Consider the following 25,743-nt stretch of genomic DNA (forward strand, 5'->3'; position numbering starts at 1 on the left):
CCCTCGGGCCGCGGTTCTTTTTGCCTGCCTCAGTCGAGGAAGCCTTCAGGCGGCGGGCTGCCCCACATGTTCGCAGCGAGCTGGATATCTTCCCAAGTCTTGCCCTTCTGCGGGAATTCCTGGTGCGTGCGGCGCGGCTCATAGGTGCCGAGCTCCTCGTTCACGCGGTCGAGTTCGCAGAACAGCTCGATGATCTGGCCATCCGCGTTGCGATGGTAGGTCGAGATGTTGTGCCCGATCCCGTGGCGCACCGGCCCCCAGACGAGAGGGATGCGGTCCTGCGCGAGCCAGTCGCAGGCATCGCGGATATGGGTCCAGTCGCGCAGCTCGAACGCGATGTGGTGCATCTTCGACTTGGCCCCGTCCACGAGGTTGATCGTGTGATGATCCGGCCCGCAGCGCAGGAAGGCAAAGAAATCGCCCATCCAGTCGCTGACCGTGAAACCCAGAACGTCGCAATAGAACTTCACCGTCGATTGCGTGTCGGTGCAGTTGAACGCCACGTGCCCGAGCTTGTTGGGCGAAATGCCCGAGGGCTGGAACCCGACGCCGGCCGGCTCCGCCTCGACGAAGGCTTCGACATTGGTGCCGTTGTTGTCGGAAAAGATCAGCGCGTCCTTGATGTCCGGCTGTGCGTCGGTGCGGCGCTCGGTCTTGATGCCGTGCGCCTGCACCTGCTTTTCATACGCGTCCAGATCGGTACCCGGCGGAAGCTGGAACCCGACGGCATCGCAGCGCGCCTCGCCCCCCTTGCGCAAGGCTACCGTGTGGTGGTCGCCACCGGCCGACAGGTAGGCCGCGTCGCCATCCTGTTCGACGAGCGTGAGCCCCATGATCTTAGTGTAATGTTCGACCTGCGCTTCCAAGTCCGGCGTCTCGAACGCCGTGTATACGATGCGGTTGACCTTTATCATCTCCGTCTCACCCTTTGATTAGACAAACCTGTTTTCCAATGTCCCCAGACCGGCGACCGTCACCTTGACGGTATCACCGGATGCGAGGAATTCCTGCGGATGCTGACCATAGCCGACGCCGGCCGGTGTGCCCGTGGCGATGATGTCGCCCGGCTCGAGCGTCATGATCCCGGCCAGGTGGCGCAGGATAGGAGCGACGCCGAAGATCATGTTGCCCGTGTTCGACTTCTGTTTGACGGCCCCGTTGACCGTCAGCTCGATGTCGAGGTTGTCGGGATCTTCGACGAAGCGCGCGGGCGTGATCCAGGGACCCGTCGGCTGGAACCCGTCCCAGGCCTTCTGCATCACCCAGTCGATACCGACGAAGGGACGGCTGGCGATCCAGTCGCGCGCGGAGACGTCATTGATGACCGTGTAACCCGCCACCGCTTCCATCGGGTCGCGCGTGTCGCCGGGGCCATATGCCTGTCCGATGACGATGCCCAGTTCGGCCTCCCAGTCGTTCATCTTCGCGCCGGTCGGCAGCGCCACTTCTTCGCCATGGGCGGCGAGACAAGTCTGCGGACGCAGGAACGCATAGGGGAAGTCGGGCAGCGACGTGACTTTCATCTCCTCGACATGGTCGTGGTAGTTCGTCCCGATGCAGACCACCTTGCGCGGGTTGGACAGCGGGGTTAGGAACGTCACGGCGTCGGCCTGCAACGGCGAGGCATCCGGCGACACCACGCTGGTCCCGATTGTCTGGTCCATCGCCTTCCAGTTCGCGAAAACCTCCTCCAGCGTCGCCGGGGCCTGCCCTTTCAGGATATCCGACAGACGATAGATGTCCTTGCCGACAAGGACGAGCGGCGTGTGCACGCCATCCACGTGCCCCATGCCAAGCTTGTATTCACTCATGATTTCTTCTTTCCTTTTGGCTCTGCAATCGGCAGCCCCGCAGCCTTGGCGAACGCGGCATAGACCGCGGCGACATCGACATCGCCGTATCCGTCCTCGATCGCGGTCTCATAGAAGGGCCGCACATTCTTGAGGATCGGCATCGGCGCACCAAGCTCGGTGCCAGTTTTCTCAATCATGCGAATGTCCTTGGCGAGCAACGCTGTCGAAGCGAGGACGTTATCCCACTCCCCTCGTGCCATGCGCCCCGCGCGGGCCATGAATTGGATCGATCCGCCGGCGCCGTCGCGGAGCGCCTCGACAAGCTTCTCTTGGTCGAGCCCCATCAGCGCGCCGAACGCCAGCGTTTCCGCCGTGGAGGCGATGTTCGCTGCGACCAGCATGTTGGCGCAGAGCTTGGTCTTCATCGCCGCGCCGAAGTCGCCCATGTAGAAGTGCTTCCCGGTCAGCGCATCGAAGACCGGACGCAGCTTTTCATAGGCCGCTTCCTCACCGCTCAGCATGTAGACGGCCGTGCGCGCAACCACCATCGGGGACAGGCCGCTGATCGCGCCGTCGAGCATGAGACCGCCCTGCCCCGACATGGCCGCCGCCTGCGCCGCCTTGACCTCGGGCGTCAGCGTCGACAGCTCCGCCAGGATCTTGCCGGTGCAATCCGCGCTCGCGATCCCTTCCGGCCCGCTGACGATCTCCTCCAGAGCCGCGTCGCTGGGAATGCAACACACGATGATGTCGGTCTCTTCGGCCACGGCGCGCGGCGAGGTCATCGCCCGGCCGCCCAGCGCCTCGAAGTCCGACGCATCGCCGCGCCGATAGCCCAGGACATCGTAGCCGGCATCGATCAGGATCTTCGCCATGGGCATACCCATGTTGCCCAGACCGATGAGTCCGATTGCCGTCATATCTTTTCCTCCCTCAATTGGGCCTTGCCCGTTCGGATTACGCGAAAGGCCCCGCCGGGGCCGTCGCGCCGCACGCAGTGGCGTCCGATCGCAAACCGCACAATTTCCAAATATTTCCCTCTGTTCCAAAATCATGGACTTATCGGAAAACGTCAAGCATGTTCGGCACGGACCGGACACATCGTCGGCGCCTCGCGCCTGTGAACCGGAACAGCCCCCACGCGTGAAAGGAGACACCATCATGACTTTTGCACAAAAGGCCGGCGAGCCCCCCGTGATCCGCGCCATCGTCTTTCCCGGCGGGTTCAATTGGCCGATCTTCGCGGCACGGCGGCTGGGATTCTTTGCTGCGCAGGGCATTGAGGTCACGCTGGAACCGACCACCGATTCCAAGCACCAGATGGCCGGCTTGATCGACGGGGAATACGACCTCGCTATGACGGCTATAGACAATGTGTATGCCTACAACGCCGGTCAGGGCGAGGCACCGACACGCAACGTCGCCGACCTCATCGCGGTCATGGGCGCCGATTCGGGTTTCCTGAACCTCGTGGGCGTGCCCGGGACGGAAAGCATCGCCGGGCTGGCCGGTCGGCGCGTGGGCGTCGATGCCCTGACCACCGGCTATGCCTTCGTGCTGCTCCGGATGCTGGAGCAGGCGGGCGTGGGCCGCGAGGATGTCGACTTCGTGGGATCCGGCGGCGTGATGGCGCGCTTTGGCGCATTGATGAACCGCGAATTCGACGCCACGCTTCTGGTCTCCCCGTTCGACGCGGCCGCCACGAAACAGGGTTTCGTCCATCTCGGAAGTGGCCTCGAGGCGCTCGGCAGCTACCAGGGTGTGGTGGCCACGGTTCGCCGCGATTGGGCCGCGAAGAACGAGGCGGCCGTGACGGGGTATATCCGGGCGTGGCGGCAGGCCGTCGCGTGGCTGTTCGATCCGGCCAACCGGGAGGCCGCGATCGGGTTGCTTCTGGAAGAAGTGCCGCAGATGGACCCGGACGTCGCGGCGATCTCCTACGAGGTTCTCCTCGACCCCACGACCGGCTTTTACAGCGACGGCGCGATCAACATGGACGGCGCACGCGTGGCGCTCGAATTGCGCCGTGCCTATGGCGCGCCTGACGCCCGGCTGGGGCAAGTCGCGGACCATCTGGATACCCGGTATCATGCCGCGAGCGGCGGGGCCTGACAGCCCCGCCCTCACAGCGCGATAAGGGCGATCTGCGGCACCAGCGCCACCAGCGCCAGAACGGAGAGCATGGTGAGGAAGAACGGGAACGACCCGATGAAGATGTCGCGGATCGTCACGTCCTCGCGGTTCAGCGTCGCCTTGACCACGAAGCATGACAGCCCGAGCGGCGGCGTGAGCAGACCGATTTCGACGGCGATCACCGACAGCACGCCGAACCACAAAAGGTCCAGCCCGAACTGGTTGGCGAAGACCAGCGCAAAGGGCACCACGATCAGCAGGATCGACATTGAATCGAGGAAAGTACCCAGCAGGATCAGCAGCAGGAGATAGAGGATCACGAAGCCGACCGCACCGATCCCGCTCGCGGTCATCCAGTCGTTCAGCGTCATGGGCAGCCCGGTCAGCGTCAGCATCTGCGAATAGATCTGCGCCGCCATGAGCAGGAAGATGATCGAAGCGGTGACGCGCCCGGTCTCGAGCACGACATCCCAGATATTCCTGAGCGTGAGTTCGCGCCTGAGAAGGCCAATGACGATCGCAGCGAGCGCGCCGACGGCCCCCGCCTCGGTGGGCGTGAAGAACCCGCCATAGATTCCCCCCAGCACGACAAAGACGAGCGCGCCCACAGGGATCAGCGGCTTGATCGCGATCCAGATGCCGGCCATGGCCGATCGGGTCGCGGCCTGCGACTCAGCCGCCGTTGGCGCCCCGTCGGCATGGACGAAGCCAGGGGCGAAGACCGACAACAGGAAGATGGTGACGCAGAAGGCGACCGCCATCAGCGCGCCGGGGAGGATCGCCGCGATGAACAGCTCCCCGATCGACACGTTCGCGATTACCCCGAAAATGATGAAGAGCAGGCTCGGTGGAATGAGCATTCCGAGGATCGAACTTCCGGCGACCACACCGACGGAGAACCGGGTCGTGTATCCCAGCCGCTCGAGCTCGGGCACCGCGATCCGCGTGAAGACCGAGGCCGAGGCGATCGAGGTTCCCGTGCAGGCCGCGAACACCGCATTCGCGATTACCGTGGACATCCCGAGCCCGCCGCGCACACGCTTCATCAGGTTACCGGAGGCGTCGAACAGGTCTCTTCCGAGACTTGTCACCGAGACCACCAACCCCATGAGTACGAAGAGTGGAATGACACCGAACAGGTAGCTCGAAATCGACGAGACCGAGGACGCCGCCAGCATACGGCCGGCCGGTTCGATGCCGATGACCATGCTGACACCGAACAGAGACAACAGCATCAGTGCGACCGCAATATGCATGCCGGACTGAACCAGCACGAGACAGCCGAGGATACAGCCGATCCCGATCCAGGTTTCCAAGATCATGATTTTTCAACTTTCCCGGTTTCGGGTTGCGCCGACAGGGCCTTTGCGACCGCGGTCACGGATTGCACGATGAACTGAAGATGCGTCATGACCGCACCGAGCACCACGAGCGAGAGCACTGGCCATGTCGGGATGGTGAAAACACCGGGTGTGCCGACATAGTAGGAGCCATTGTAGGCCGTCGTGAGGATCGGGATCGCGTACCAGACGATGAAGCCCATGAGCACGGCCCCGGTCAGGCTGTAGATCGCCTCGAGGCTCTGTCCGACCCGCGGGCGGGTCATCTTCATCCGCACGAGGAACATGTCCGAGCGAATGTGGCGCCCCGACCGCAGGGTCTCTGCAAGTTGCAAAAATACGATCCCCGCGATCGAGACGCCGACCGCCTCTTTTACACCGACGATGGGGCGACCGACGACGTTCAGGCTGAACACGTCGAGATTGATCATGATCAGCAGGAGCAGGATCCAGACGGTCGCCACCAGGTTCAGAGCCATGGTGACAAAGTGGAGCCAGCGCACAGGGCGGTGAAAGAAACGGGCCGGCTCCATCAGATCACTCTTTGTCCCAGTCGCGCTCGCAGGTGACGCCGGCCTCGCGCAGCGCGTTCATGTAGCCCTCGAGCACCTCCCGCCCCGGAAGACCGGCGGCCTCCTGCGCGGCGGCCCATTCCTTGGCGAGGTTGTCCATGTCGTTTGCCCATGCCGTGCGTTCTTCGGCGGGGTAATCGATGCGCTCGGTCCCCTCCATCTGGCCCACGATCTCGAACGCCTTTTCACCAGCGGTTTCATAGGCTTGGTCGGCGACCTTACCGTATTCCTTTCCGACCTCCAGGATGATCTTCTGGACTTCTTCGGGCAACTCGGCGAGCGAGTCTTTGTTCATGGTGAGAACGGCAGCGTACATCGCGCCGTAGTTCAGCTCGGTCACGTAAGGGGCGACCTCGGCGTAGTTCATCCCCGGCATGGTCGACGGCATGATGATGAACGCGTCGTACACGCCGCTCTGGGTCGAGTTGTAGTATTCCATCATGTTGGACTGCACCGGCACGACGTCGACGCCCTTCATCCATGCGGTTGCGGCCCCGGCGGTGCCGATCTTCATGCCACGCATGTCTTCAAAGGTCCGGACGGGCTTGCTGCTGATCAGTTCGTAGGAATCGACGCCGGTTCCGGCCAGCCGCACCTGGTTGAACTTGTCGTATTGCTCGGCCATCGCCGGAATGTCTTCGTAGAGCTTTTCCATCGCGTCGGTCACGGCCGCCACGTCGGTTGTGCAGAACGGGGTGACGAAACTCAGCTGTTCGAGCGGAAGCTTGTCGGGATGGAAGATCGACGGCACGTAGCCGATGTCGGCGATCCCGTCCGCGACGCCCTGCAGCACGCTGCCGGCCTTCAGAAGCGACCCGGCATAAGCCTCCTGGAATCTGATTTCGTGACCGGTCCCCGATTCTTCGAGACGACGCTGAACCTCCGGAATGAAGAACTCCTGAACGGCAGCGAGCGACGGAAGCGCCTGCGGCGCCTGCCCCCCTGCCACGGTCAGCCGGAACGTGTCCGACATCGCAGGCGTGAAAGTGGCGCCGGTGACGACGGCAGCCGCGCCGATGAGATGTGTAATACGCATGTCTTTCCTCCCTTAGCGACCCATTCCGACCGCGGCGTTCCCGGGCCCACGTGGGTCAATCACAAGCGTTTGCCTGAACATTGGTGCCAGCCCTCCCGGAGCCGGTCATTAACGACACAGTATGAGGGTCGCGTTTCGTGAGCAAGATATTTTGGAAAATTTATCACAACTTCCAATATCTGGACATTCTGTTCATTTTTGTAGAATGATGGAAAAATTGAAAAGTGTCGGCTGCCCCTCGGGCGGACCGGTCCAAGGGAAGGATGTAATGCCAAGTATTCTGGATGAAACCTGTAACCTCACCCTGACGGTCAACGGTCGCGCGGAGACAGTGACAGTCCCGACCGATGCGACTCTGCTCGAGGTTCTGCGCGAGCGGCTCGGCCTGATGGGAACGCGGTTCGGATGCGGTCAGGAACAATGCGGAGCGTGCATGGTCCTGGTCGACGACTCCCCTGTTTTCGCCTGTACCCGCCTGGTCGATTCGCTCGACGGAAGCGAGATCCGGACGGTCGAGGGGCTTGGTGAAGACGACCCGCTCATCGCCGCTCTGCTCGAGCATCAGGCAGCGCAATGCGCCTTCTGCCTGCCGGGAATCATCATGTCGGCGAAGGCACTCCTGGATCGCACGCCGTCGCCGGAAAGGTCCGACATTCTCGAAGCGCTCGACCCGCACCTTTGCCGCTGCGGCGCACATCCACGGATTGTCGATGCGATCCTGTCGGTGGCCCAGCCATGATTTCACCGTCGCTCATGTCTGCGAAAATGGTCGGCGACTGGATCGACCTGTCCACACCCGGGACCGTCACGATCCGCACCGGCAAGGTCGAATTGGGCCAAGGCGTTCTGACCGCACTCGTCCAGATCGCATCCGAAACCCTCGCCCTGCCCGCTGAACGGATCGAGATCGTTTCCGGCATCACCGGCGCGACACCGAACGAGGGGTACACGGCCGGGAGCCTCAGCATCCCGCATGCAGGGACCGCCATAGAAGCCGCCTGCGGTACCTGCATATCCGTCATGCGTGACCGCGTCGCCGCCTCCATGGGGGCCTCACCCGGTGACGTGACGCTGTCCGATGGCGCGTTCCACTGCGACGGGGAACAAACGGATCACACGCTGTGGTCGCTCGCGGAAGATATCGGGCTGGACTTCGAAGTGGCCGAGCCCGCTCAGCCGCACCGCGCCAACCGCCAACCGGCATCGCTGCCCCGCATCGACCTCGCCCGGAAGCTACGTGGCGGCGGCATGATCCAGGACATCCGCACGCCCGATATGCTCCACGCCCGGGTGCTGCGTCCCCCACACCTCGGCGCCCGGCTGATGACCGACGCGCTGTCCGAAGACGATCGCGCATCGCTGGTGATCGAGGGCAGTTTCGTGGCGGTCGTCGATGACGATCCGCTACGCCTGACCCGGCGGGCCCAACGGATGATCCCACGCCTGAAATGGACCGGGGGGACGGAGCTCACCTCGGGGATACTCCGGCCCGATGCGCTGGCCGTCCTGCCGGGCGAGACGATCGAGATCGGCGAGGCCGCCGAGTCGAGCCCGGACACCGGAACTGTCACCGCGCGTTATGAGCGGCCCTATCTCATGCACGGCTCTATCGGATGCGTGACCGCCCTCGCCCATTGGAGCGAGGACGGCCACTTGACCGTCACGAGCCAGAGCCAGGGCCCCTACCAGCTGCGTGACGCGATCGCGGTCATGATGGACCTCGGCCCGGAGCGCGTCGAGGTTCGCCATGCGGCGGGCGCCGGGTGCTATGGCCACAACGGGGCAGACGACGTGGCCGCCGACGCCGCGCTGATCGCCCGGCATTTCCCCGGCCGGACAATCCGGGTGATGTGGACCCGTGCCGAGGAATTCGCGCACGCCCCCTTGTCCACCGCGGGCGAAGTCGAAATCAGCGCGGGCCTGAACGAAGCGGGCCGGCCGGACTGGATGACTCTCCAGATCGCAAGCGGCACCCACGCCCGGCGCCCCGGCACGGCGCCTAGCGGCACCCTGCTCGCCGAACTGCTACGCGATGAGATCGAAACGCTGTCGCCGCCCATTGAACTGCCCGAGATGCATGGGCTCGGCGGCCTGCGCAACGCGATCTCGCCCTACGGCATTCCAAACCAGGCCGCGGCCCTGAAGCTTGTCGATCAACCGGGCCTCAGGACATCTGCAATGCGCGGGCTGGGCACGCACCTGAACGTGTTCGCGATCGAATCCTTCATCGACGAACTGGCCCGGCGGGCGAACGAGGATCCCCTTGACTACCGGCTCTCGCTTCTCGAGGGCGAAGAGCGGGCAAGCGCTGTCCTGCGCCGCGTCGCCGAACGATCCGGCTGGGCCGACCGGCCCGAAGGCGGCGACGGCACCGGATGGGGCATCGCCTACAGCCGGTACAAGAACCGCGCCGCCTATGTCGCGATGGTCGCGAAGATCAGCATCGACCACGACGTTCGGATCGAAAAACTGTGGTGCTGCGCCGACGCCGGGCGCGTCGTGAACATGGACGGGGTGCGCAACCAGATCGAGGGCGGAATCGTCCAGTCGATGAGCTGGGCATTGTACGAGGAAGTCGGCCTCACCGCCGACGAAACCCTGCCGCAAAGCTGGGAGGACTATCCCATCCTGAGGTTCACCAATCTTCCCGAGATCGAGCTGGAGGTCGTCGCATCTCCCGACCCCGTGCCGCTCGGTGCCGGCGAGGTAGCCGTGGGCCCAGCAACAGCTGCCATAGCGAACGCGGTCGCGGATGCGTTAGGAGGGCCTGTCCGCAGCCTTCCCTTATCGCGGGAAAAGGTCATAAGTGCTCTTTTGGAGACATGACATGATACGATATCGTGCCATCGCCCGGACTTCGGATGTAAGCTCCAAAGGTCCGAAGCGTCAGCGCCAAACCTTGGCTTTGAGGAAAATCGAATGAAAAGTGTCTCCGGTCATGTCGCTGCCGAGGGCTTACCGCCGCCGAAGACGATTGCAGAGTCCGTGTATCGCAGGTTGCGATCAGACATCATCTGGGGTGTTCTCGCCCCCGGTGCGGCCCTGCGCTCGGACTCTCTGCGAAAAACGTACGATTGCGGGATCAGCCCTCTCCGCGAGGCCCTGTCTCGGCTGGCCAGCGAAAGACTCGTCACCTCTTCGGGCCAGCGCGGCTTTCGCGTCGCGCCCATCGGGGCCTATGACGTCGTGGACATCATGGAAACGCGGCTCGTGATCGAGGGCGCAGCCCTTGCACGGTCGATCGAAATCGGCGACGTCGCCTGGGAAACCCGGGTCGTGGGCACCTACCACGCCCTGTCGCGCGCACCGTTCCCGACGTCGCAGGGTCCGGACGCCGAAGTCTGGACCGCCAATCACAAGGCGTTTCACATGGCCCTCCTCTCGGCCAGCAAATCCGAGTGGCAGATGTACCTTGCCGACCTTCTGTTCGATCAGGCCGAACGGTTCCGGATCTTGCGAGCGGTCAAGACCGCGGAGCAATCCAACCCGCGCGACCCGGCGAAGGAGCACCAGAGGATCGTGGATGCGGTGCTCGACCGTGACGTGGAGGCTTCGCTCGAGGCCCTGCGCGTGCACTACGACGTGACGAAGGAAATGGCGCTCGAGGCGCTTCGCCAGCAGCAGTGAGACCTTGAACGCCGCGACACCATCGCCGGAGACGCCAAACCTGTACTTGACCCGGAAAATTTCCAAGTTACGCTGTTTGTTAGAAATTATGCGCGAGCCGTTTCATCTGCGCGAATTGCGACCGAATGGAGAAACCATGAACATCGAAAGCCCGCTTGCCTCCTTTTACAGCGGACTGGACGAAAGCCTCGCCTCTCAGGAAGGTCGCTCGGCGCTTCTCGCGCGCCTGTCGGACGATTTTCAGTGGGAAATCAGTCTTCCCGACAAGACCAACGAGGGCAACAAGGACGATTTCGCAGGTTTTCTGGAGGCACGCGCCAAGGCCGCTCTGAGGAAAAAGGCCGGGCACCACGTCACGATGAGCACGCGCGACGGATCGCGTGAAGTCATCATGGGATACCTCAAAATGGCCGGTGCCGCGCCGAGCCCGTTCGTGGCGGCCGCGAGCATCGACGCGGATGGACGGATCGCGCGACTGATGCTGCGTCGCTCACTCCTCGACCTCTAGGCCGGAACGGGCCGCGCCGGATCGAACGCCAATAAGGAAGAGCGGGCATGAGCGAACCCGAAGACACAGTCGAGGATCTCCTGGGTCGGATGATGGCGCAGGAATTCTATCTCGTCGAAAACAAGCTGGCCGCGGAGCCGTCGGAGCTCGGCCCTGTCCTCAAGGATCACCTGCTATACATGATCGAGCTCGAGAAATCGGGCGTCCTCTTCCTGTCCGGACCGCTCTACGACCGCGACGGGACAATGACCTTCGAGGGTGTGACAATCCTGCGCGCGAAGTCTTTCGAAGAGGCCGAGCGCATCGCGGCGCGCGACCCCTTCGTCGTCTCCGGTCTGCGCACCCCGAAGGTCCACAAATGGGTTGTGAACGAGGGGCGGCTGAACATCAGCGTCTCGCTGTCGAACAAGAGCGCCTCATTCGACTGACGGCAATGCGTGCGCCCTGAAGGGTCAGGGCAAATCCCGTTGCATGTCGGGTGGAAGGTCCGCAATCCGAACCCCGGTGTCGAGGCTCTGCGCAGCCGTCCAAAGCGTCCGCGCCCGGATCGACGGAGTGACCCGGCCAACGGCATCGATCCAGCCGGGAAAGTGGACACGCTCGTCCCACGCCGCCGCATCGAGGTCGCGCCACTCCACGTTGAGGTGGATCTGCGAGTGGTCGAACAGGTAGCGCAGCGCATGGGCCGGCAACGTCACCGTCATCCCGACATCAGGGCGCCATTCCTCCTCCTCTTCGGTCAGCGGGGCGCGCAAGGCCTTGACCGCGAGCGCCATGGCGCGGGCCTGAAGGCTGACTTCGGCAATCACGCGGTGCCGGGCTTTCGTCAGCTCAGCATCCGACAACCGGTTCAGACAGCGCGCGAAGTCCGCCGTGGCGCGCCGCGCGACGAGCAGGTCCCCGGAGGGCGCGGTCTCGGCGTCGTAGCGGGCCCCGGCGCCCTGTCGGGCCCGGAGCGCCGCGCGGGCGTCGTCATCAGTCATCCGCGCCCGAAACCTTGGTGCGCATGAAGTTCAACCGTTCCATGATCGGCGCGTCCGAGAACCGGAAAAGCTCGAACTGGGTCTCGGCCTGCAACGACCAGGTGATCCACGACGGCACGACGAACATGTCGCCCTTGGAAAGTTTCCGGGTTTCGCCGTCGAGCACGACACTGCCCTCGCCGTCGAACACCTGGAACACGGACGAGCCGACCTCCTGCGTCACCGGAGTCTCGGTGCCTGCGCGCAGGCGGTGGAACTCGCAGCGTATCGTCGACATCACGTCGCCGCCCGTCGTGGGGTTGGTGTAGCGGATCGCGGCATGGCCTGGTCCGAACGTGGCCGGATGCCCCTCATCCTCGAGCAGAAGCTGCTCTGTCAGCGCCCGGTCGGTGTACTCCCAGCGATAAGCCCCGATGGGTGAGGACACGGTGTCCTGCAACTGCGACAGGGGCCGCAGGCCGGGATGGCACCACAGACGCTCACCGCGCGAGTGGTTGGGGGTCGCATAATCCGTCACGCGGTCCGAGCCGAATTCGAAGAAGCCAACGTCCATCTGCTGGCTGAAGGGAATGTCGAGCCCATCGATCCACGCCATCGGGTGGTCGGTGTCGTTGTGGTGTCCGTGGAAATGCCAGCCTGGGGTGAGCAGCAGGTCGCCTCGCGACATGCGCACCGGGTCGCCGTTCACGACCGTCCAGACCCCGTCACCCTCGACCACGAAGCGGAAGGCGTTTTGCGAGTGGCGATGCTCGGGCGCGGTTTCTCGCGGCCCGAGATACTGGATCGCGGCCCAGAGCGTGGGCGAGATATAGGCGTGTGGCGCGAGCCCGGGATTCGCGAGGCCAAGCGCGCGGCGCTCGCCGCCTCGACCCACCGGAACCAGCTCGCCCGCCTTCTCGGCCAGCGGCAGAAGTTCGGCCCATTTCCACAGGTACGGGACCGCCTTCGATTTGGGGTGCACCGGCATCAGGTCGCCCAGCTGGGTCCAGAGAGGCTTGATGCTCAGGTTCTCGAAGCTGTCGTAAAGCTCGCGAAGTTCAGGACTTTCCTCGGGCTGCATGCCGTGGGCGACATTCTCGTGGTTGAGTTCTTCGTTCATGTGACCCTCCTGTCGGGTTGTGCTTGGGCCGCGTCCGGCTGCTTGGGCGGCGCGGCATCCGCGAACGCGGGGATCGCGTCCAGATGCTTGAAGATCCGTTCGATAGCCGGCCAGGTCTCCACCGGGATACCGAACCGCTTGTTGTTCCAGACCTGCGCGTAAAGGCAGATGTCGGCCAGCGTCGGAGTATCGCCGAGGCAGCATGTGCCGGACTGCCCAGCTCCCACGAGCTCTGCCTCGAACGCGTCGAAGGTCAAGCTCACCCAGTGGGTGAACCATTTCTTCTGCGCCTCCTCGTCGGCCCCGAACTGGTCGCGCAGACGGAATAGGACACGCAGGTTATTCAGCGGGTGGATTTCGCAGGCGACCATGTAGGCAAGCGACCGGACCCAGGCCCGGTCATCGATGTCTTTGGGCAGGAGCGCGGGCTCCGGCTGCACCTCTTCCAGCCACTCGATGATCGCAAGCGATTGCGTAAGGTTCACGCCGTCGCCCCGTTCGAGCGTCGGCACCAGCCCCTGCCGGTTGCGGCCGAGATACTCCGGCGTACGGGTTTCGCCGTCCCGAAGGACGTAGGGGACGTATTCGAAGGGCAGTCCCTTGATGTTCAGCGCCGCCCTTACGCGGGTCGACGTCGACGAGCGAAAGAAGTTGTGCAGCTTCAGGTCCATCTCTTTCACCGCTCCATTTCAGACTTTCGGCCCGATTTTGGTCTCGATGGCACCCAGGCCTTCGATCTCGACCCTGCAGACGTCCCCTTCGACAAGCGGGCCCACGCCTTCGGGCGTGCCGGTCATGATGAGGTCGCCGGGGGCGAGCGCAATGGAATGGGACAGGATCGAGATGACTTCCGGCACCTTCCAGATCAGGGCGGCCAGGTCGCTGTCCTGCTTCGTCTCCCCATTGACCGTGAGGCGGATCGCGCCGCGCTCCAGGTGGCCAACCTTGTCGACCGAATGGAGCGGACCGATCACGGCCGAGTTGTCGAAGGCCTTGCCCCAGTCCCATGGACGTCCCTGTTCGCGGGCCTGAAGCTGCAGGTCGCGGCGCGTCAGGTCGTTGCCGATCGCGTAACCCCAGACATGGTCCAGCGCGTCATCCTCGGAGATATTCGCACCCGCCTTGCCGATGGCCACGATCAGCTCGGCCTCATAATGCAGGTTCTCGGTCTCGGGCGGATATGGCATGGTCTGCGCGTCATCCAGCACGGCATCGGCCGGCTTGGTGAAGAAGAACGGCAAGTCACGGTCGGGATCCTTGCCCATCTCGCGCGCATGGGCGGCATAGTTGCGGCCGACACAGAAGATCCGGCGCACCGGAAAGCGGTCGTCGGAGCCGTTGACGGCCACGCTGGCCTGTGCGGGAGGGTCGATTACGTAAGTCATGTCTTATCCTTCGATTGTCAGGTATCGGTCATTTGCGCGCCGGCCCGGGCCGGTCGCCCCGAGGCCGCCAGAAGCCACATCGCGAAGAGCAGTATGAGCCCCGCGCCGTTTAGCCACAGGGTGGCCAGTCCGCCAACGCCCGGAGGCACGATCAGGAGCACGCCGGCCAGCCCGATGGCGATGCGGGCCGCGAGCCCGACCACGCCGCGCATCCAGCCGACGAACGCCGCCGAGATGGCATAGACCCCGAGCACGGCCGAGCCGACGGCCAGCACGATCTCGAGCGGATCGCCGATCAGCAGCAGTGCGGGCGAGAAAACGAACAGGAACGGGACGATGTAGGCGGTCCATCCGAAGCGCATCGCCTCCCACGCCGTCTTCATGGGCGGCGCGTTGGCGATGGTCGCCGCGAAGAAGGCGCCGATGCCGATCGGAGGCGTCACCATCGACATCATGCCGAGATAGAAGATGAACAGGTGCGCGGCGATCGGCTCGACCCCGGTTTCCACCAGCGACGGCGCGATAAGCACGGCGAGCAGGAGATAAACGCCCACCGTTGGCATGCCCATGCCCAGCACGAGGCACACCAGCGCCGAGATGAAAAGCAGGAGGAATAGGCTCCCCTGCCCGAGGTCCACGAGCGCGAAGGTCGCGGCAAAGCCGAGGCCGGTCACGTTTAGCACCCCGATGATGAACCCCGCAGCGGCCGAGATCATGATGATCTCCGTGATCGAGCGCCCGGTCTCGACGGCGGCGCCCCAGAGGTCACGGAAGCTCATGCGCGTCTTGCCGTAGCCGACCACCAGCCCGATCACGATCGCGCCGAGGCTGCCCCAGAGAGCGGCTGTCTCGGCCCGCTGGTTGAACGAGAAGAGCGCGAGGATGATCGCCGCGAAGGGAAGGATGAAGACCCAGCCCTTCTTCATCACTCTGCCCACCGCGGGCATGTCGGCGGTATCGAGCGGCTTGATCTCCTGCTTGGCGGCCTGAAGATCAGCCTGCACGAAGAGCGCCACGTAGTACAGCAGCGCCGGCACGATCGCCGCGACGACGATCTCGGTGTAGGGCCTCTGCAGGATATCCGCCATCAGGAAGGCGACCGCTCCCATCACCGGGGGCGCGATCTGCCCCCCGGTCGACGCGGTCGCCTCGACGGCGCCCGCCGTCGATCGCCGGAACCCCGACTGAACCATGAGCCGGATCGTGACCACGCCGGTCGCCACGATGTTCGACACCACGACGCCCGAGATCGACCCGAAGAGGCCCGAGGCGACGATCGAGATCTTGGCCGCGCCTCCGCGCCGGTGGCCCATCGAGGCCATGGCGATATCATTGAAGAAGTCCGCCCCGCCTGAGCGCAGCAGGAGTTGGCCGAAAAAGACGAAAGCGACGACCACGGTGGCCGCGACACCCAGCGTCAGACCGAGTAGCCCGTTTGGATCGAAGCCGAGATAGACCGCCAAGCGCGGCGGCGCGACCTCGCGGGTCTGAAGCGCCCCGGGGACGAGATGCCCGATCAGCCCGTAGCCGACGATCGCCAGCACGACGATCACCAGCGTCCAGCCAACCGTGCGGCGCAGGCCTTCGAGGACCAGAACGAAAAGCGCGATCCCGATGATGAGCGCGTCCCACGGCAGCGACATGGCCCGGCCGACAAGACCGGGATAGGCCATGGTGACATAGAGCGACAGACCCAAGCCCAAGACTGACAGGACCCAGTCGAGCGGACCGGGCGAGCGCCGCTCTCCCCCAGCATGCTTGGCGCGCCAGGGCATCAGGAACACGAGCGCGAGGCTCAGCCCCAGCACGAGCGCGAGAAACTGCTCGGTGTAATAGGAATAGCCCAGACGCGACGGGATGTCGGCCGCCTGCCCCACCGCCACGAGCGTCAGCAGTCCAGCCAGCGCGCCGACGACCGGCCCGGGCCGGGGGGCATCGTTTCCGATATCTGTGTTCTCGCGCACGTCGGTTCCTTTCGGACGGACGGGCCGGGGGGCCCGCCCGTTCTCGGGTTACTGGGCGGGAGCCATGTCGACACCGCGCTTTTCGAAGAAGGCGACCGCGCCGGGGTGATATTCGACGCCCGGATATTCCCTGTATGCCGTCTCGAGATTGAGCGCGCCGAGCGGCGGATAGGCTCCGGCGATAGCTTCCCGTTGATCGAAGATCACTTCCATCAGCTGGGCTACCTGCTCATCCGGGACGTGGGTGCCGGCGACCAACACGTTATCCCAGGTGACGAAGGCCATCGGCTCCTTCACACCAACGCGCACCGGCGCCGGCTCGACCTCGGAGAAGTAGAATGCAGGCCGCACGTCCTGGATCTTCGCGAGCGTTTCGTCGTTCGCCTCGACCGTGAGAAAGCGCACGCCTCCCACCGAAGCGTCGACCTCTGCGACCTTGGGGCCGCCGACCGCGAAGAACGCGCTGTCGACCCGGCCAGACGCCATATCGTCCGAGCCCCGGATCAGCTCCGGTACCGGCACCTGGTCGACGTCGTCCCAGCTCAGCCCACCTGCGGCGAGGATCGCCGAGATGTGCGAGCGTGCGATCGGAAACGCATCCCATCCCGAGGGCACGCTCTTGCCCGCGAGGTCGGACACTGCGGTCATGCCGCTGTCTTCCTTGACGTACAGTCCCACTGGGAATGGGTTAATACGAGCCACGACGCGCAGGTTCGGCATCGTCATGTCGTACTCGCCCGTGCCGGAAACGGCAGTGATGACGTCGTTCACATCATTGAGCGAGAACTCTGCAAGCTGGTCGTTGACGGCCTGCATCATCTGCGCGTTGCCGCCGTAGGGCTGCACTACAAGGCGCATGTCGGTGCTTTCGCGGGCCTCGCCAGAGATGACGCTGGCCATGGTATTCCACACGGAGCCCTGCGGGGGCGTCGAAAAGGACGACACCTGCGCCATCGCAGCACCGCCGCTCGTGACCATAGCCACGGCAGCCAGCGTCGAGAACAGATTTCGGTTTATGAGTTTCATCGCGTTTCCTCCCTTTGGTGACTTGTGTCAGTCAGCAGTCGTCGGTGTGCCCATCAGCGCCTGCCGGTCGATCTTGCCGGTCCCGGTCTTGGGCAGCTCCTCGACGAATTCGATCAGACGCGGGGACTTGTAGGGTGTGAGCACGGACTTGACGTGATCGCGCAGAACCTTCGTCTCCGCCTCGCCGGCCTCGACCCCGTCGCGCAGAGCCACAACGGCGCGCAACACCGTGCGCCTGTCTTCCTGCTGCACAGCTAACACCGCGCATTCGTAAACGTCGGGGTGCTCGTTCATGCAGCGCTCGACCTCGAGCGGCCATACCCACTGGCCCGACACCTTCACGAGGTCGTCTGCACGGCCCTGGAAATAGTAGAACCCGTCCTTCTCGATGAACCGGTCGCCGGTATAGATCCAATCGCCCCGCATCGTGTCGGCGGTCTTGTCCGGCCGGTTCCAATAGGTCGGCGCCGAGGAGTGGCCCCGCACAAGCATCACACCCTCTTCACCGGGCTGTACAGTGCCGCCATCCGCGGTCTCGAGCCGGATTTCGTACCCCGGCACCCGCGCCCCGGCCGAACCCAGCCGGTGATCGTCAAGCGTGTTGGACAGGTAGACGTGCAGCATCTCGGTCGAACCGAGCCCTTCGGTCGGGCCATGCCCCACGAGCGCCTGCCACGCGCTGTAGATGTCGGCAGACAAGGTTTCGGCCGCCGACATCGACTGCCGGATCGACGACAAGTCACGCGCCTTCACGTCCGGCGCGTTGGCGAGCGCCGTGTAAAGCGTTGGCAGGCCGTAAAGCACCGTGGGTTTGTAGGCCTCGATCGCGTCCAGCACCACGTCAGGTCGCGGCTGACCGGGGACGAGCAGCGAGGTCGCCCCGATCGAGAAGGGAAACACCAACGAGTTTCCGAAGCCATAGGCGAAGTAGGCCTTGGGCACGGAATAACAGATGTCGTCAGTGGCCAGCTTGAGCACCCTCCTGGCAAAACTCGCCTCGATATAGGCCACGTCGTGGTGAAGATGGATGATCCCCTTGGGCCGACCCGTAGAACCCGAGGAATACATCCAGAAGGCCATGTCGTCGGGACCGGTATCGGCTACGTCCAGCGTCGTCGATTGCCCTTCGAGAAACGCATCTGCCGCCGTGCGCCCGGCTTCGGCCGGCGAGCCGTTCGCAACGATGGTGGTGGCGAGCACGGTATCCTTGATTGTGTCGCCACTGAACATGTCGGCAAGCGCGGCATCGACCAACGCGACACGCGCTCCGCTGTCCCTGAGGAAATAGTTCAGCACATCCGCACGCGTCTGCGTGTTCAGGAGCACCGGCACAAGCCCCGCGCGCACGGCGCCGTAGAAGGCGGCCGGGAACACCGGCGTGTCGTCGAGGAAGAAGGCGATCCGCTCGCCTCGTTCCAGCCCAGCACCGACGAAGGCATTGCCCCAGCGCGACGCTTCGGCGACCAGGTCGCGATATGTCATGTCTCCCGCCGGCCCGCTCACCGCGATGGCGTCGGGGTTGCGGTCGAGGTTCTGCCACAGGATATCCGAACAGTTCGGATGATCTGCTTTGTCGAAGCCGATTTCCAACGCGCCGGGCACATCCTGTGCGACCGGGTCAGCGATGGAAGTAGTCTGCGCGTCTGTCGTTCCCGACATCCTGTCCTCCCATTTGAAATACGCCGCGCCCGCTCACCCCGGATGCGACGGATACCGGCCTCTCAGCCGGTGGCGGCCTTCTCGGCCTCGTATCGGGCGGCGAAGCCCGGCGCGATCTGACGCAACCGATCCTCGGACAACCGGCCCGAGCGCATCAGGTAGTCATGTGCGAAGTCCAACGGATCGAGATGCATCTTCTCGCCGAACGTCTCGTACCAGTAGGCCGAGGTGTTCGCAGCGTTGACGATCTTGCGCGCGATGGGCTGGCGGCGTTCCTGGTAGGCGGCGAGCGCTGCGTCCACGTCGTCGAATTCCTCGAGTGACTTGACCAACGCGATCGCATCCTCGAGCGCGAGCCGCGTGCCCGATCCGATCGAGAAGTGCGCCGTATGCACGGAGTCGCCCAGCAGCACGTACCGCCCGGCGACCCAACTTTCGCACCACAGGCGCGGAAACTGCCGCCACATCGACTTGTTCGTGATTAGCTGTGCGCCCTTGAGCACGTCGCTGAAAAGGCCACTGCACAGCTTGGCACTTTCGTTCTCGCCCATCTCGGCGAAACCCCACTTCTCGAACGTCACATCCTCGCATTCGACGATGAAGGTCGAACGTTCCGGCGAGAACCGGTAATGGTGCGCGTTCATCGGCCCGTGCTCTGTCTCGATGAAAGTCTGGGTAAGGGTGTCGAACGGCACTTCTACCCCGAACCACGCGAAATGGTTGTCGAAGAATTCCATCGAGGGGCGGAACGTATCCTCGAAGCTTCGCCGGACCAGCGAATTCAGGCCATCCGCGCCGACCACGAGATCGGCCTCAAGCGTATCCAGGTCCTCGACCAGAGTGTTGAACCGGATCTCGACGCCCAGGCCCCGGGCCCGGTCCTTCAGAAGCTCGATCAGCTCGAGCCGTCCGATGGCGGTGAACCCCACGCCGTCCAGCGTGACGGTGTCGCCGGGCAGGTTCAGCGTCATGTTGCGCCAGCGCTCCATGTGCGGCGTGACGAGGTCATGGGTCTCCGGGTCGTCGGCACGCAGGAATTCCAGCGCCTGATCCGAGAACACGACGCCGAAGCCGAATGTTGCACCTTCAGGGTTCTGCTCGGTCACCCGGACCTTAACACTAGGCATCAGGCGCCGCAGCAGGATCGCGGTGTACAGGCCAGCAGGACCGCCGCCCAGGATTTCGACTGTCTTCAATACGCTCATCGCTTCTCCCCAAGTCGCTCGACTTTTCATGAGGCGTAACCTAAAGTTCCATAATGTGCAACTTGTATCATAATACGGAATAACTTATGCGGCCACTCGTCTACCAGAAGATCAGGAAGCTGGACGCGGATCCAAAAACGAATGAAGTTCATGAACTTACGGCGAGCCGGCTCGCTCCGCTGCAAACAGCTTCACGGGCTGGACGGTGAGTACAGTTCGCCGACGAGAGACATGAGGCCCGTCGCCTTTTCAAATCCCGCGACACGGCTATGTTCGGCGCGAAAACGAACGAAATGCTGAAAAGGTAGAAAGGTGACGCGGATGGCTGAGACCGAAGGCCCGGGTCCCGGGCTGAAATCACTTGATGCGGCGCTTGGCGTGCTCGCGCACATGGCACGGGCGGACGCGGCGCAATCGCTGTCCGACATCGCGCGCGACTGCGGCATGCCTCGCAGCAAGGTCCATCGCTACCTCGCATCGTTCGTCGCCGCCGGGCTCGCCAAGCAGGAGGGACGCTCCGGCCGCTATGACCTCGGCAAGGAAGCGATCCATCTTGGCCTCTCCGCGCTGGCCCGGCACGACTTCGTCAACCATGCGGCCGAGGATCTGCCCGACCTCGCAGCGCTCTCAGGTATGACCGTCCTGTTGTCTGTCTGGGGAAACGACGGCGCCACGGTCGTCCGCTGGGAACGCGGCGCATCGCCCGCCGTCACGTCGATGGGGCTGGGTACGACCCTGCCCCTGCTCAATTCTGCGACAGGGCGCGGGTTCCTAGCCTGGGCGCCGGAGGGCGCCATCGGCCGCATCCGTGACCAGGAGCTGCGCCGAGCCACGCGCAACCCCCTCCTCTTGCCCGACGCGACGCCAAGCCGCGCTGGCCTGCGCAGCCTCGTGGCCAAGCTGCGCCAGCGTGGCTACGCCTCGGTCGATGGGGACTTCATCCCAGGTCTCGTCGCGCTCGCGGCACCCGTCCTCGACTGGCAGAACGAAGCGCAGGCGGTCATTACCCTGATCGGTGTCGACCCGGCCGTACTCGACCCCGACTCCGAAGCGGTGAAAATCCTTCGCGACTACTGCGCCCGTAAATCCGTACAGACAGCACCCGCAACGACATAGCCGGATCATTTACGCCGCTCGGGCGTCCCGCCAGCACTGTATGGACGCGAAAGGACCGCGGCTCGAGAGGCTGCGTTCCTGGTTGAAATGATCTGAGGCTGAGACGTGGACGGACGCGAACTTCCGGAAACTTCGCATGCGCCGGAACCGGCGCATGGCGCTTTCCCGTCGTCGGAACGGCAGGTGTCAATTTTCTGCCCGGTTGTTGAGCCAGTGACCGCAGGTCTGCCGATGGGTGGCGCCCTGATCGTTCAGCGCGGCCCGGTAGGAGCGCAATCGGTCGGTCACGATCTCATCTGCGCGCTCATGCTTGCGCATTGCTTTTCTTATGAATTTCATGGCGGCTTCCGGTCCCGGGTCTTGGTCACAAAGCTTTCGAGCACCTCGCCTTCATGATCGACCGCGTGCCATAGCTAACAGCGTTCACCGTTGATTTTCACAAACATCTCGTCGAGGTGCCACCACCAGCGACTGGACTGCATTCCCTCACTCCGACGCTTGCGGATCTCGGCCGCGAAAAGCGGTCCGAACCTGTGCCACCAATATCGGACCGTTTCGTGGCTCACATCGACGCCGCGTTCGTGGAGCAGGTCCTCGACATTTCGAAGCGAGAGCGGGAAACGGACATACAAGAACGGGGCCTCCAGGAACTGCTCGTCGATCTGCCGCATCAGGCCGAGGTTCTGTTCGGTCTCTCCCTTCGGCGCGTAGTAATAGGACGAGCGCGCGATCGACAGCAGCTTGCACTGCTGACCGATGGACAGCCGGGGATGGTGAGGCTCGATCATGCCGCGCCTCACTTCCCGCCCCAGGGCTTCAGCTTTCGTTCCAAAAAAGAGTTGGCCACCGCCAGCTCCCCGATCTTGGCGTGGAGCTCCTTCACCGGCTCTTCGTAGATCTCGGGTCTCTTGCGGCCGCCGCGCTCAAACACGCCGGACGCGCCTTCGAGCAAGGCGCGCTTCCATTGATGGATCATCGTCGGATGCACTCCGAACCGGCTCGCCAGCTCGGCCGCCGTTTCTTCACCTTTCAGGGCTTCCAGCGCGACCTTCGCTTTGAACTCGGGCGCGTGCTCCTTGCGTTTCGACATCTCTGATCTTCTTCTCGTCGAAGATCAGCAGACTGCAAATCGTAGTTTACGTCACTGTCCGAATTACGGGGGGTAGCTCAAGACCCTCCCTTCGAGATCAGGCGCTCGTGTCTCAAATCATCGGACGAAGGACACGCGCATATCGAACAAGCCTTCGACTTTCGCACCGAGAGCGTGGACAGAACTAACAGGTTTCACCGCGTAAATTTAGATATGTAAGGAAATTGTTAAATCCCGTGCGGCTATCAGCTACAAGGAGCTATAGGTCCAGTCTTACCTTTAGAAACATGCTCAAGCTCAGTTGGAGACAGCCTACATGGTCGATGCAAGATTGCTTGAAGATCGGCAGAATAGCCTTCTGGTGGCACTTCGCGTGCGGCACCGCGACGGTGACAGGTGCGCGGAGTTGCTGCAGAAGCTGAATGAGGTGCTTGTTCAGACAGAAGGCTTCAAGAGCCTCGACGTCATCCGCCGCGAGGGCGGGTTGGGCACGGATTTCTACGTCGTGGTGAGATTCCGGGACAGCGCAGCGCTTGATGCGTGGCGCAACTCGCCGAAGCGCGCGGCCGCCTTGGTCGACATCGAGGCCCTGGCGATAACGGACGTTTCACGTCAACAGGCTGCCGGGGCGAATATCTGGTTCGAGCCGGTTGGCTCACTCCCAAGCACACCACGCCCACCCCTGTTCTGGAAGCGTTGGGCCGTCAGCCTTCTGGCGGTCTATCCGGCACTCATCGTCCTGGTGACGGTGTTGTCCCCGCTCACCTCACGCGTTCCCCAAGCCCTGGGGTTGTTGATCGTCGCGGTGATCCTGACCGGCCTCACCACCGCGTTCATCGTTCCTTGGCTTACCCGGGCCCTGAATGGTTGGCTTACAGCACGCTGACGCGCCAACCGGTACGGGCCCAGGCAATTGGACTCAACTCGGACACACTGAAAGGCGTGGCTTTGGCCGGGCCAATCAAAAATCGAGGCCGAAGTCCACCGTGCCGGCCGAATGGGTCAACGCGCCTGAAGAAATATAATCGACGCCGGTCTCGGCAATTTCACGCAGGCGGTCCAACCGGACATTGCCGCTGGCCTCGGTTTTCATTCGTCCGTCAATTCGCTTCACGGCTTCCGCCATGTCCGAGCTCGTCATGTTGTCGAAAAGAACAACGTCGGCGCCACCGACCTTGATCACCTCGTCGAGCTGGTCCAACCCGTCAATTTCAATCTCGACCACGACCATGTGCCCGGCGTGCTTTTTGACGGCCTCCAGCACCTGCGTAACACCGCCTGCCGCGGCGATGTGGTTGTCCTTGATCAGGATCGCGTCGGACAAGGAAAATCGATGATTGTGGCCCCCGCCATGAAGAATGGCGAGCTTTTCGGCCAGCTTCAGGCCCGGCGTGGTCTTGCGCGTACAAGTAATGCGGGTCCCGGTCCCCGACACCGCCTTCACGTATGAGGCCGTCATCGTAGCCGTTCCCGACAGGCGACCAGCAAAATTCAAGGCTACGCGTTCCCCCGCGAGAATGGAGGCGGCCGCACCTTCGATCTTCATCAGGGTATCGCCGGCCTTGCATGCGGAACCATCGGCAACGATCGTCTCAACGCGCAGTTCGGGGTCGATCAGGCGAAAGGCAAGCGCTGCCAGTTGCATCCCGGAGACCACGGCGTCCTGCCGGGCGACCATTTCCGCATTGTACTGGGTGCCCTCCGGAAGAACTGCGCGCGTCGTTACGTCACCGGCAGTTCCCATATCCTCCATGATCGCGTTGCGCACCATCGGCTCAAGGATGATGTTAGGAACAGAAGCAGCGGTATTCACGGTTTGAAGTCCTTCGTATTGAGTTACGGGCGCCAATCACACAGGGCGCGAGTGCTCCTCACGCCCTGTGAACGCCCTGCTTTGAAAGGGAACCCTATTCGGCGGCCTGCGAGTCAGCCTTCGGGTTGACCAGGGTGCGCCAGTCGACGTCCTTGGAATAGACGCCCTCATGCGAGGCTATCAGCGCTTGCGGCACTTCGGCGTCGGTGCCGATGGCACGACCGCCTTCGGCGACCTTCTGCGCCGCATCCACCATAAGGCGGCGGAATTCCACGATTGCCAGGTCCGAGGCGCCGAGCGTGTCGGTTTCGCGCTGCACGCGGCTCCCCATGGACACCCACATGACGATATCCTCGTTAGGGATGCCGTCGACCCCTGTAAAATGCCCTTCCGCCATACGTTCGCGGTCTTGCAGGAAATCGTTTTCCAGCGTTCGCACGGGCCGCCACTTGTCGTCGACATCGACCCCCGGTACCGCATGGGCAAACTTGCGCCATTCCTCCGTCGAGGGCACGTTCGGACCACCAAACGCGATAAAGTGGAAGGCGGTCTCGTCATCGTTAATCGGCACGATCACGCTGGCCACTTTGTAGTTGTTGTTCGGCGGGATCAACGAATAGTAAGGTGCCACGAACTCGGTGATCCGCAGGTAGTTGTGGGTCTTCGCGTTCTTGATCGGCTTGCGGATCGCGGCGTAGTGGAAACCGTAACTTGTGGTCTCGGTTTGCATCCGCGGCGACTTGTCCGTCGATGGCCGATACCAGGACTTTTCGTCCGACGAAGCGCCTTCGACCCGCGCCGGAACCATGTTGGAGGAGTGCAGCGACGAGCTATGCGCGCTGTCGATTTGACCTTCGTGGATCTGCGCCCAGTTAGCCGGCACGCGGATCTTGAGGATCGAAACCTTCGTGTCTTCCTCGGGGGCGAAGGCCGGCGGCTGGAACTCCGGCATCTCGTCGCGGTCGCCAAGCCAGGCCCAAACGAAACCGCCCCACTCGCGCACCGGGTAGGCGCGTGCTTTGACCTTGTCCATGAGGGGGCTGCCTTCCGGTTCGGAAGACATCGCAACCACGTTGCCATCCACATCCATCTTCCAGCCGTGGTAGAGGCAGCGCAGTCCGCAATCCTCGTTGCGGCCATAAACCAGCGACGCTTTGCGATGCGGACAAAGCTCGTCGAGCATGCCCAAGCGGCCCTTGGTGTCGCGGAAAGCGACATAGCTCTCCCCCAGAACCTCGACGCGTAGCGGCTTGCCGTCGTTCTCGGCTACCTCTTCGATGAGACAGACGGGTGTCCAGTGCTGGCGCATGAGCTTTGCCATCGGGGCATCCCCGGTCACTCGCGTCAGCAGCTCGTTTTCTTCATATGTCAGCATGTCGTTCTCCTCCAGCAAG

At 63.4% G+C, this 25,743-nt stretch carries 25 protein-coding genes and 1 pseudogene; 8 read left to right on the forward strand and 18 right to left on the reverse strand.

From position 1 onward, the window contains the following. Positions 1–29 precede the first annotated feature (29 nt). From HOY44_RS22385 to HOY44_RS22395, 3 genes are read right to left on the reverse strand one after another with little or no spacing between them, the layout of a single operon-like run. A complete protein-coding gene (locus tag HOY44_RS22385) occupies positions 30–914 on the reverse strand; it encodes a VOC family protein (protein WP_161351820.1) in 885 nt (294 codons plus the stop codon). An 18-nt stretch (positions 915–932) separates the two neighbouring features. Then, positions 933–1,811: a fumarylacetoacetate hydrolase family protein gene (locus HOY44_RS22390; protein WP_287437988.1), complete on the reverse strand. Its 879-nt coding sequence runs from the start codon at positions 1,809–1,811 to the stop codon at positions 933–935. Continuing rightward, the gene (locus tag HOY44_RS22395; protein WP_287437989.1) at positions 1,808–2,713 is read right to left on the reverse strand and encodes an NAD(P)-dependent oxidoreductase; all 906 of its coding nucleotides are present in this window, start codon (positions 2,711–2,713) and stop codon (positions 1,808–1,810) included. The genes HOY44_RS22390 and HOY44_RS22395 overlap by 4 nt, the downstream gene beginning before the upstream one ends. Positions 2,714–2,954: 241 nt before the next feature. Here HOY44_RS22395 and HOY44_RS22400 point away from each other — a divergent pair, with 241 nt between their 5' ends. After that, a complete protein-coding gene (locus HOY44_RS22400; RefSeq protein WP_287437990.1) occupies positions 2,955–3,905 on the forward strand; it encodes an ABC transporter substrate-binding protein in 951 nt (316 codons plus the stop codon). 11 nt (positions 3,906–3,916) lie between these two features. Here the strand turns inward: HOY44_RS22400 and HOY44_RS22405 are convergent, their stop codons facing one another. The 3 genes from HOY44_RS22405 to HOY44_RS22415 are packed head-to-tail and all read right to left on the reverse strand — an operon-like array spanning position 3,917 to position 6,874. Further along, on the reverse strand, positions 3,917–5,248 hold the full coding sequence (locus tag HOY44_RS22405) for a TRAP transporter large permease (protein ID WP_287437991.1): 1,332 nt from the start codon (positions 5,246–5,248) through the stop codon (positions 3,917–3,919). After that, complete coding sequence (locus tag HOY44_RS22410; RefSeq protein WP_287437992.1) at positions 5,245–5,799, reverse strand: TRAP transporter small permease subunit; 555 nt, start codon at positions 5,797–5,799, stop codon at positions 5,245–5,247. Before HOY44_RS22410 ends, HOY44_RS22405 begins: the two co-directional genes overlap by 4 nt. Before the next feature lie 4 nt (positions 5,800–5,803). Then, on the reverse strand, positions 5,804–6,874 hold the full coding sequence (locus tag HOY44_RS22415; protein ID WP_161351814.1) for a C4-dicarboxylate TRAP transporter substrate-binding protein: 1,071 nt from the start codon (positions 6,872–6,874) through the stop codon (positions 5,804–5,806). Positions 6,875–7,142: 268 nt separating this feature from the next. Here HOY44_RS22415 and HOY44_RS22420 point away from each other — a divergent pair, with 268 nt between their 5' ends. The 5 genes from HOY44_RS22420 (at position 7,143) to HOY44_RS22440 (ending at position 11,437) form a co-directional block, all read left to right on the forward strand. Further along, a complete protein-coding gene (locus tag HOY44_RS22420) occupies positions 7,143–7,613 on the forward strand; it encodes a (2Fe-2S)-binding protein (RefSeq protein ID WP_161351846.1) in 471 nt (156 codons plus the stop codon). Beyond that, a complete protein-coding gene (locus HOY44_RS22425) occupies positions 7,610–9,700 on the forward strand; it encodes a molybdopterin cofactor-binding domain-containing protein (RefSeq protein ID WP_287437993.1) in 2,091 nt (696 codons plus the stop codon). The genes HOY44_RS22420 and HOY44_RS22425 overlap by 4 nt, the downstream gene beginning before the upstream one ends. 93 nt (positions 9,701–9,793) lie before the next feature. Next, a complete protein-coding gene (locus HOY44_RS22430; RefSeq protein ID WP_161351812.1) occupies positions 9,794–10,501 on the forward strand; it encodes a GntR family transcriptional regulator in 708 nt (235 codons plus the stop codon). Between the two features lie 136 nt (positions 10,502–10,637). Then, positions 10,638–11,009, forward strand: coding sequence for a hypothetical protein (locus HOY44_RS22435; RefSeq protein ID WP_287437994.1), 372 nt, complete (start codon positions 10,638–10,640; stop codon positions 11,007–11,009). 47 nt (positions 11,010–11,056) lie between these two features. Continuing rightward, positions 11,057–11,437: a YciI family protein gene (locus HOY44_RS22440; RefSeq protein ID WP_287437995.1), complete on the forward strand. Its 381-nt coding sequence runs from the start codon at positions 11,057–11,059 to the stop codon at positions 11,435–11,437. Between the two features lie 24 nt (positions 11,438–11,461). Here the strand turns inward: HOY44_RS22440 and HOY44_RS22445 are convergent, their stop codons facing one another. The 8 genes from HOY44_RS22445 to HOY44_RS22480 form a co-directional block, all read right to left on the reverse strand. Continuing rightward, positions 11,462–11,992: a DinB family protein gene (locus HOY44_RS22445; protein ID WP_287437996.1), complete on the reverse strand. Its 531-nt coding sequence runs from the start codon at positions 11,990–11,992 to the stop codon at positions 11,462–11,464. Then, complete coding sequence (locus HOY44_RS22450) at positions 11,985–13,091, reverse strand: cupin domain-containing protein (protein ID WP_161351808.1); 1,107 nt, start codon at positions 13,089–13,091, stop codon at positions 11,985–11,987. The genes HOY44_RS22445 and HOY44_RS22450 overlap by 8 nt, the downstream gene beginning before the upstream one ends. Then, on the reverse strand, positions 13,088–13,762 hold the full coding sequence (maiA, locus tag HOY44_RS22455; RefSeq protein ID WP_287437997.1) for a maleylacetoacetate isomerase: 675 nt from the start codon (positions 13,760–13,762) through the stop codon (positions 13,088–13,090). The genes HOY44_RS22450 and maiA overlap by 4 nt, the downstream gene beginning before the upstream one ends. 18 nt (positions 13,763–13,780) lie before the next feature. Then, positions 13,781–14,476 (reverse strand): fumarylacetoacetate hydrolase family protein, encoded by a 696-nt coding sequence (locus tag HOY44_RS22460; protein ID WP_161351806.1) that lies wholly within the window; start codon positions 14,474–14,476, stop codon positions 13,781–13,783. Positions 14,477–14,493: 17 nt separating this feature from the next. After that, positions 14,494–16,440 carry a TRAP transporter permease gene (locus HOY44_RS22465; RefSeq protein WP_287437998.1) on the reverse strand — a complete coding sequence of 649 codons (1,947 nt, stop codon included), beginning with the start codon at positions 16,438–16,440 and terminating at the stop codon, positions 14,494–14,496. A 48-nt stretch (positions 16,441–16,488) separates the two neighbouring features. Continuing rightward, the gene (locus HOY44_RS22470) at positions 16,489–17,466 is read right to left on the reverse strand and encodes a TAXI family TRAP transporter solute-binding subunit (RefSeq protein WP_161351804.1); all 978 of its coding nucleotides are present in this window, start codon (positions 17,464–17,466) and stop codon (positions 16,489–16,491) included. 27 nt (positions 17,467–17,493) lie between these two features. Next, positions 17,494–19,125, reverse strand: coding sequence for a benzoate-CoA ligase family protein (locus HOY44_RS22475; RefSeq protein WP_287437999.1), 1,632 nt, complete (start codon positions 19,123–19,125; stop codon positions 17,494–17,496). Between the two features lie 62 nt (positions 19,126–19,187). Further along, entirely contained in the window at positions 19,188–20,330 is a 1,143-nt protein-coding gene (locus tag HOY44_RS22480) for an FAD-dependent monooxygenase (RefSeq protein WP_287438000.1), read from the reverse strand. Between the two features lie 321 nt (positions 20,331–20,651). Between HOY44_RS22480 and HOY44_RS22485 the strand changes: the two genes are divergently transcribed. Continuing rightward, entirely contained in the window at positions 20,652–21,446 is a 795-nt protein-coding gene (locus HOY44_RS22485; RefSeq protein ID WP_287438001.1) for an IclR family transcriptional regulator, read from the forward strand. Positions 21,447–21,455: 9 nt separating this feature from the next. Here HOY44_RS22485 and HOY44_RS22490 read toward each other — a convergent pair. Both HOY44_RS22490 and HOY44_RS22495 read right to left on the reverse strand, forming a co-directional pair. Continuing rightward, a pseudogene (locus HOY44_RS22490) lies at positions 21,456–22,117 on the reverse strand (IS6 family transposase). A 125-nt stretch (positions 22,118–22,242) separates the two neighbouring features. Then, positions 22,243–22,536, reverse strand: a complete 294-nt coding sequence (locus tag HOY44_RS22495; RefSeq protein ID WP_138421450.1) for a transposase — start codon at positions 22,534–22,536, stop codon at positions 22,243–22,245. Between the two features lie 316 nt (positions 22,537–22,852). Between HOY44_RS22495 and HOY44_RS22500 the strand changes: the two genes are divergently transcribed. Next, positions 22,853–23,422 carry an antibiotic biosynthesis monooxygenase gene (locus tag HOY44_RS22500; protein WP_287438002.1) on the forward strand — a complete coding sequence of 190 codons (570 nt, stop codon included), beginning with the start codon at positions 22,853–22,855 and terminating at the stop codon, positions 23,420–23,422. A 75-nt stretch (positions 23,423–23,497) separates the two neighbouring features. On the opposite strand, the gene nadC is transcribed toward HOY44_RS22500, so the two are convergent. Beyond that, positions 23,498–24,307, reverse strand: coding sequence for a carboxylating nicotinate-nucleotide diphosphorylase (nadC, locus tag HOY44_RS22505; RefSeq protein ID WP_414674065.1), 810 nt, complete (start codon positions 24,305–24,307; stop codon positions 23,498–23,500). A 136-nt stretch (positions 24,308–24,443) separates the two neighbouring features. Next, positions 24,444–25,724 (reverse strand): Rieske 2Fe-2S domain-containing protein, encoded by a 1,281-nt coding sequence (locus HOY44_RS22510; protein ID WP_287438004.1) that lies wholly within the window; start codon positions 25,722–25,724, stop codon positions 24,444–24,446. Between the last annotated feature and the right edge of the window lie 19 nt (positions 25,725–25,743).

Source organism: Maritimibacter sp. (assembly GCF_016774595.1).
GTDB classification, from domain to species: domain Bacteria; phylum Pseudomonadota; class Alphaproteobacteria; order Rhodobacterales; family Rhodobacteraceae; genus Maritimibacter; species Maritimibacter alkaliphilus.

Bases quoted from the DNA above. Each gene is read 5' to 3' on its own strand.
- maiA (WP_287437997.1), bottom strand. From the start codon at position 13,762: ATGGACCTGAAGCTGCACAACTTCTTTCGCTCGTCGACGTCGACCCGC.
- HOY44_RS22405 (WP_287437991.1), bottom strand. From the start codon at position 5,248: ATGATCTTGGAAACCTGGATCGGGATCGGCTGTATCCTCGGCTGTCTC.
- HOY44_RS22480 (WP_287438000.1), bottom strand. From the start codon at position 20,330: ATGAGCGTATTGAAGACAGTCGAAATCCTGGGCGGCGGTCCTGCTGGC.
- HOY44_RS22385 (WP_161351820.1), bottom strand. From the start codon at position 914: ATGATAAAGGTCAACCGCATCGTATACACGGCGTTCGAGACGCCGGAC.
- HOY44_RS22485 (WP_287438001.1), top strand. From the start codon at position 20,652: ATGGCTGAGACCGAAGGCCCGGGTCCCGGGCTGAAATCACTTGATGCG.
- HOY44_RS22395 (WP_287437989.1), bottom strand. From the start codon at position 2,713: ATGACGGCAATCGGACTCATCGGTCTGGGCAACATGGGTATGCCCATG.
- HOY44_RS22415 (WP_161351814.1), bottom strand. From the start codon at position 6,874: ATGCGTATTACACATCTCATCGGCGCGGCTGCCGTCGTCACCGGCGCC.
- nadC (WP_414674065.1), bottom strand. From the start codon at position 24,307: ATGGTGCGCAACGCGATCATGGAGGATATGGGAACTGCCGGTGACGTA.
- HOY44_RS22425 (WP_287437993.1), top strand. From the start codon at position 7,610: ATGATTTCACCGTCGCTCATGTCTGCGAAAATGGTCGGCGACTGGATC.
- HOY44_RS22475 (WP_287437999.1), bottom strand. From the start codon at position 19,125: ATGTCGGGAACGACAGACGCGCAGACTACTTCCATCGCTGACCCGGTC.
- HOY44_RS22495 (WP_138421450.1), bottom strand. From the start codon at position 22,536: ATGTCGAAACGCAAGGAGCACGCGCCCGAGTTCAAAGCGAAGGTCGCG.
- HOY44_RS22400 (WP_287437990.1), top strand. From the start codon at position 2,955: ATGACTTTTGCACAAAAGGCCGGCGAGCCCCCCGTGATCCGCGCCATC.
- HOY44_RS22390 (WP_287437988.1), bottom strand. From the start codon at position 1,811: ATGAGTGAATACAAGCTTGGCATGGGGCACGTGGATGGCGTGCACACG.
- HOY44_RS22440 (WP_287437995.1), top strand. From the start codon at position 11,057: ATGAGCGAACCCGAAGACACAGTCGAGGATCTCCTGGGTCGGATGATG.
- HOY44_RS22435 (WP_287437994.1), top strand. From the start codon at position 10,638: ATGAACATCGAAAGCCCGCTTGCCTCCTTTTACAGCGGACTGGACGAA.
- HOY44_RS22510 (WP_287438004.1), bottom strand. From the start codon at position 25,724: ATGCTGACATATGAAGAAAACGAGCTGCTGACGCGAGTGACCGGGGAT.
- HOY44_RS22420 (WP_161351846.1), top strand. From the start codon at position 7,143: ATGCCAAGTATTCTGGATGAAACCTGTAACCTCACCCTGACGGTCAAC.
- HOY44_RS22410 (WP_287437992.1), bottom strand. From the start codon at position 5,799: ATGGAGCCGGCCCGTTTCTTTCACCGCCCTGTGCGCTGGCTCCACTTT.
- HOY44_RS22460 (WP_161351806.1), bottom strand. From the start codon at position 14,476: ATGACTTACGTAATCGACCCTCCCGCACAGGCCAGCGTGGCCGTCAAC.
- HOY44_RS22445 (WP_287437996.1), bottom strand. From the start codon at position 11,992: ATGACTGATGACGACGCCCGCGCGGCGCTCCGGGCCCGACAGGGCGCC.
- HOY44_RS22500 (WP_287438002.1), top strand. From the start codon at position 22,853: ATGGTCGATGCAAGATTGCTTGAAGATCGGCAGAATAGCCTTCTGGTG.
- HOY44_RS22470 (WP_161351804.1), bottom strand. From the start codon at position 17,466: ATGAAACTCATAAACCGAAATCTGTTCTCGACGCTGGCTGCCGTGGCT.
- HOY44_RS22430 (WP_161351812.1), top strand. From the start codon at position 9,794: ATGAAAAGTGTCTCCGGTCATGTCGCTGCCGAGGGCTTACCGCCGCCG.
- HOY44_RS22450 (WP_161351808.1), bottom strand. From the start codon at position 13,091: ATGAACGAAGAACTCAACCACGAGAATGTCGCCCACGGCATGCAGCCC.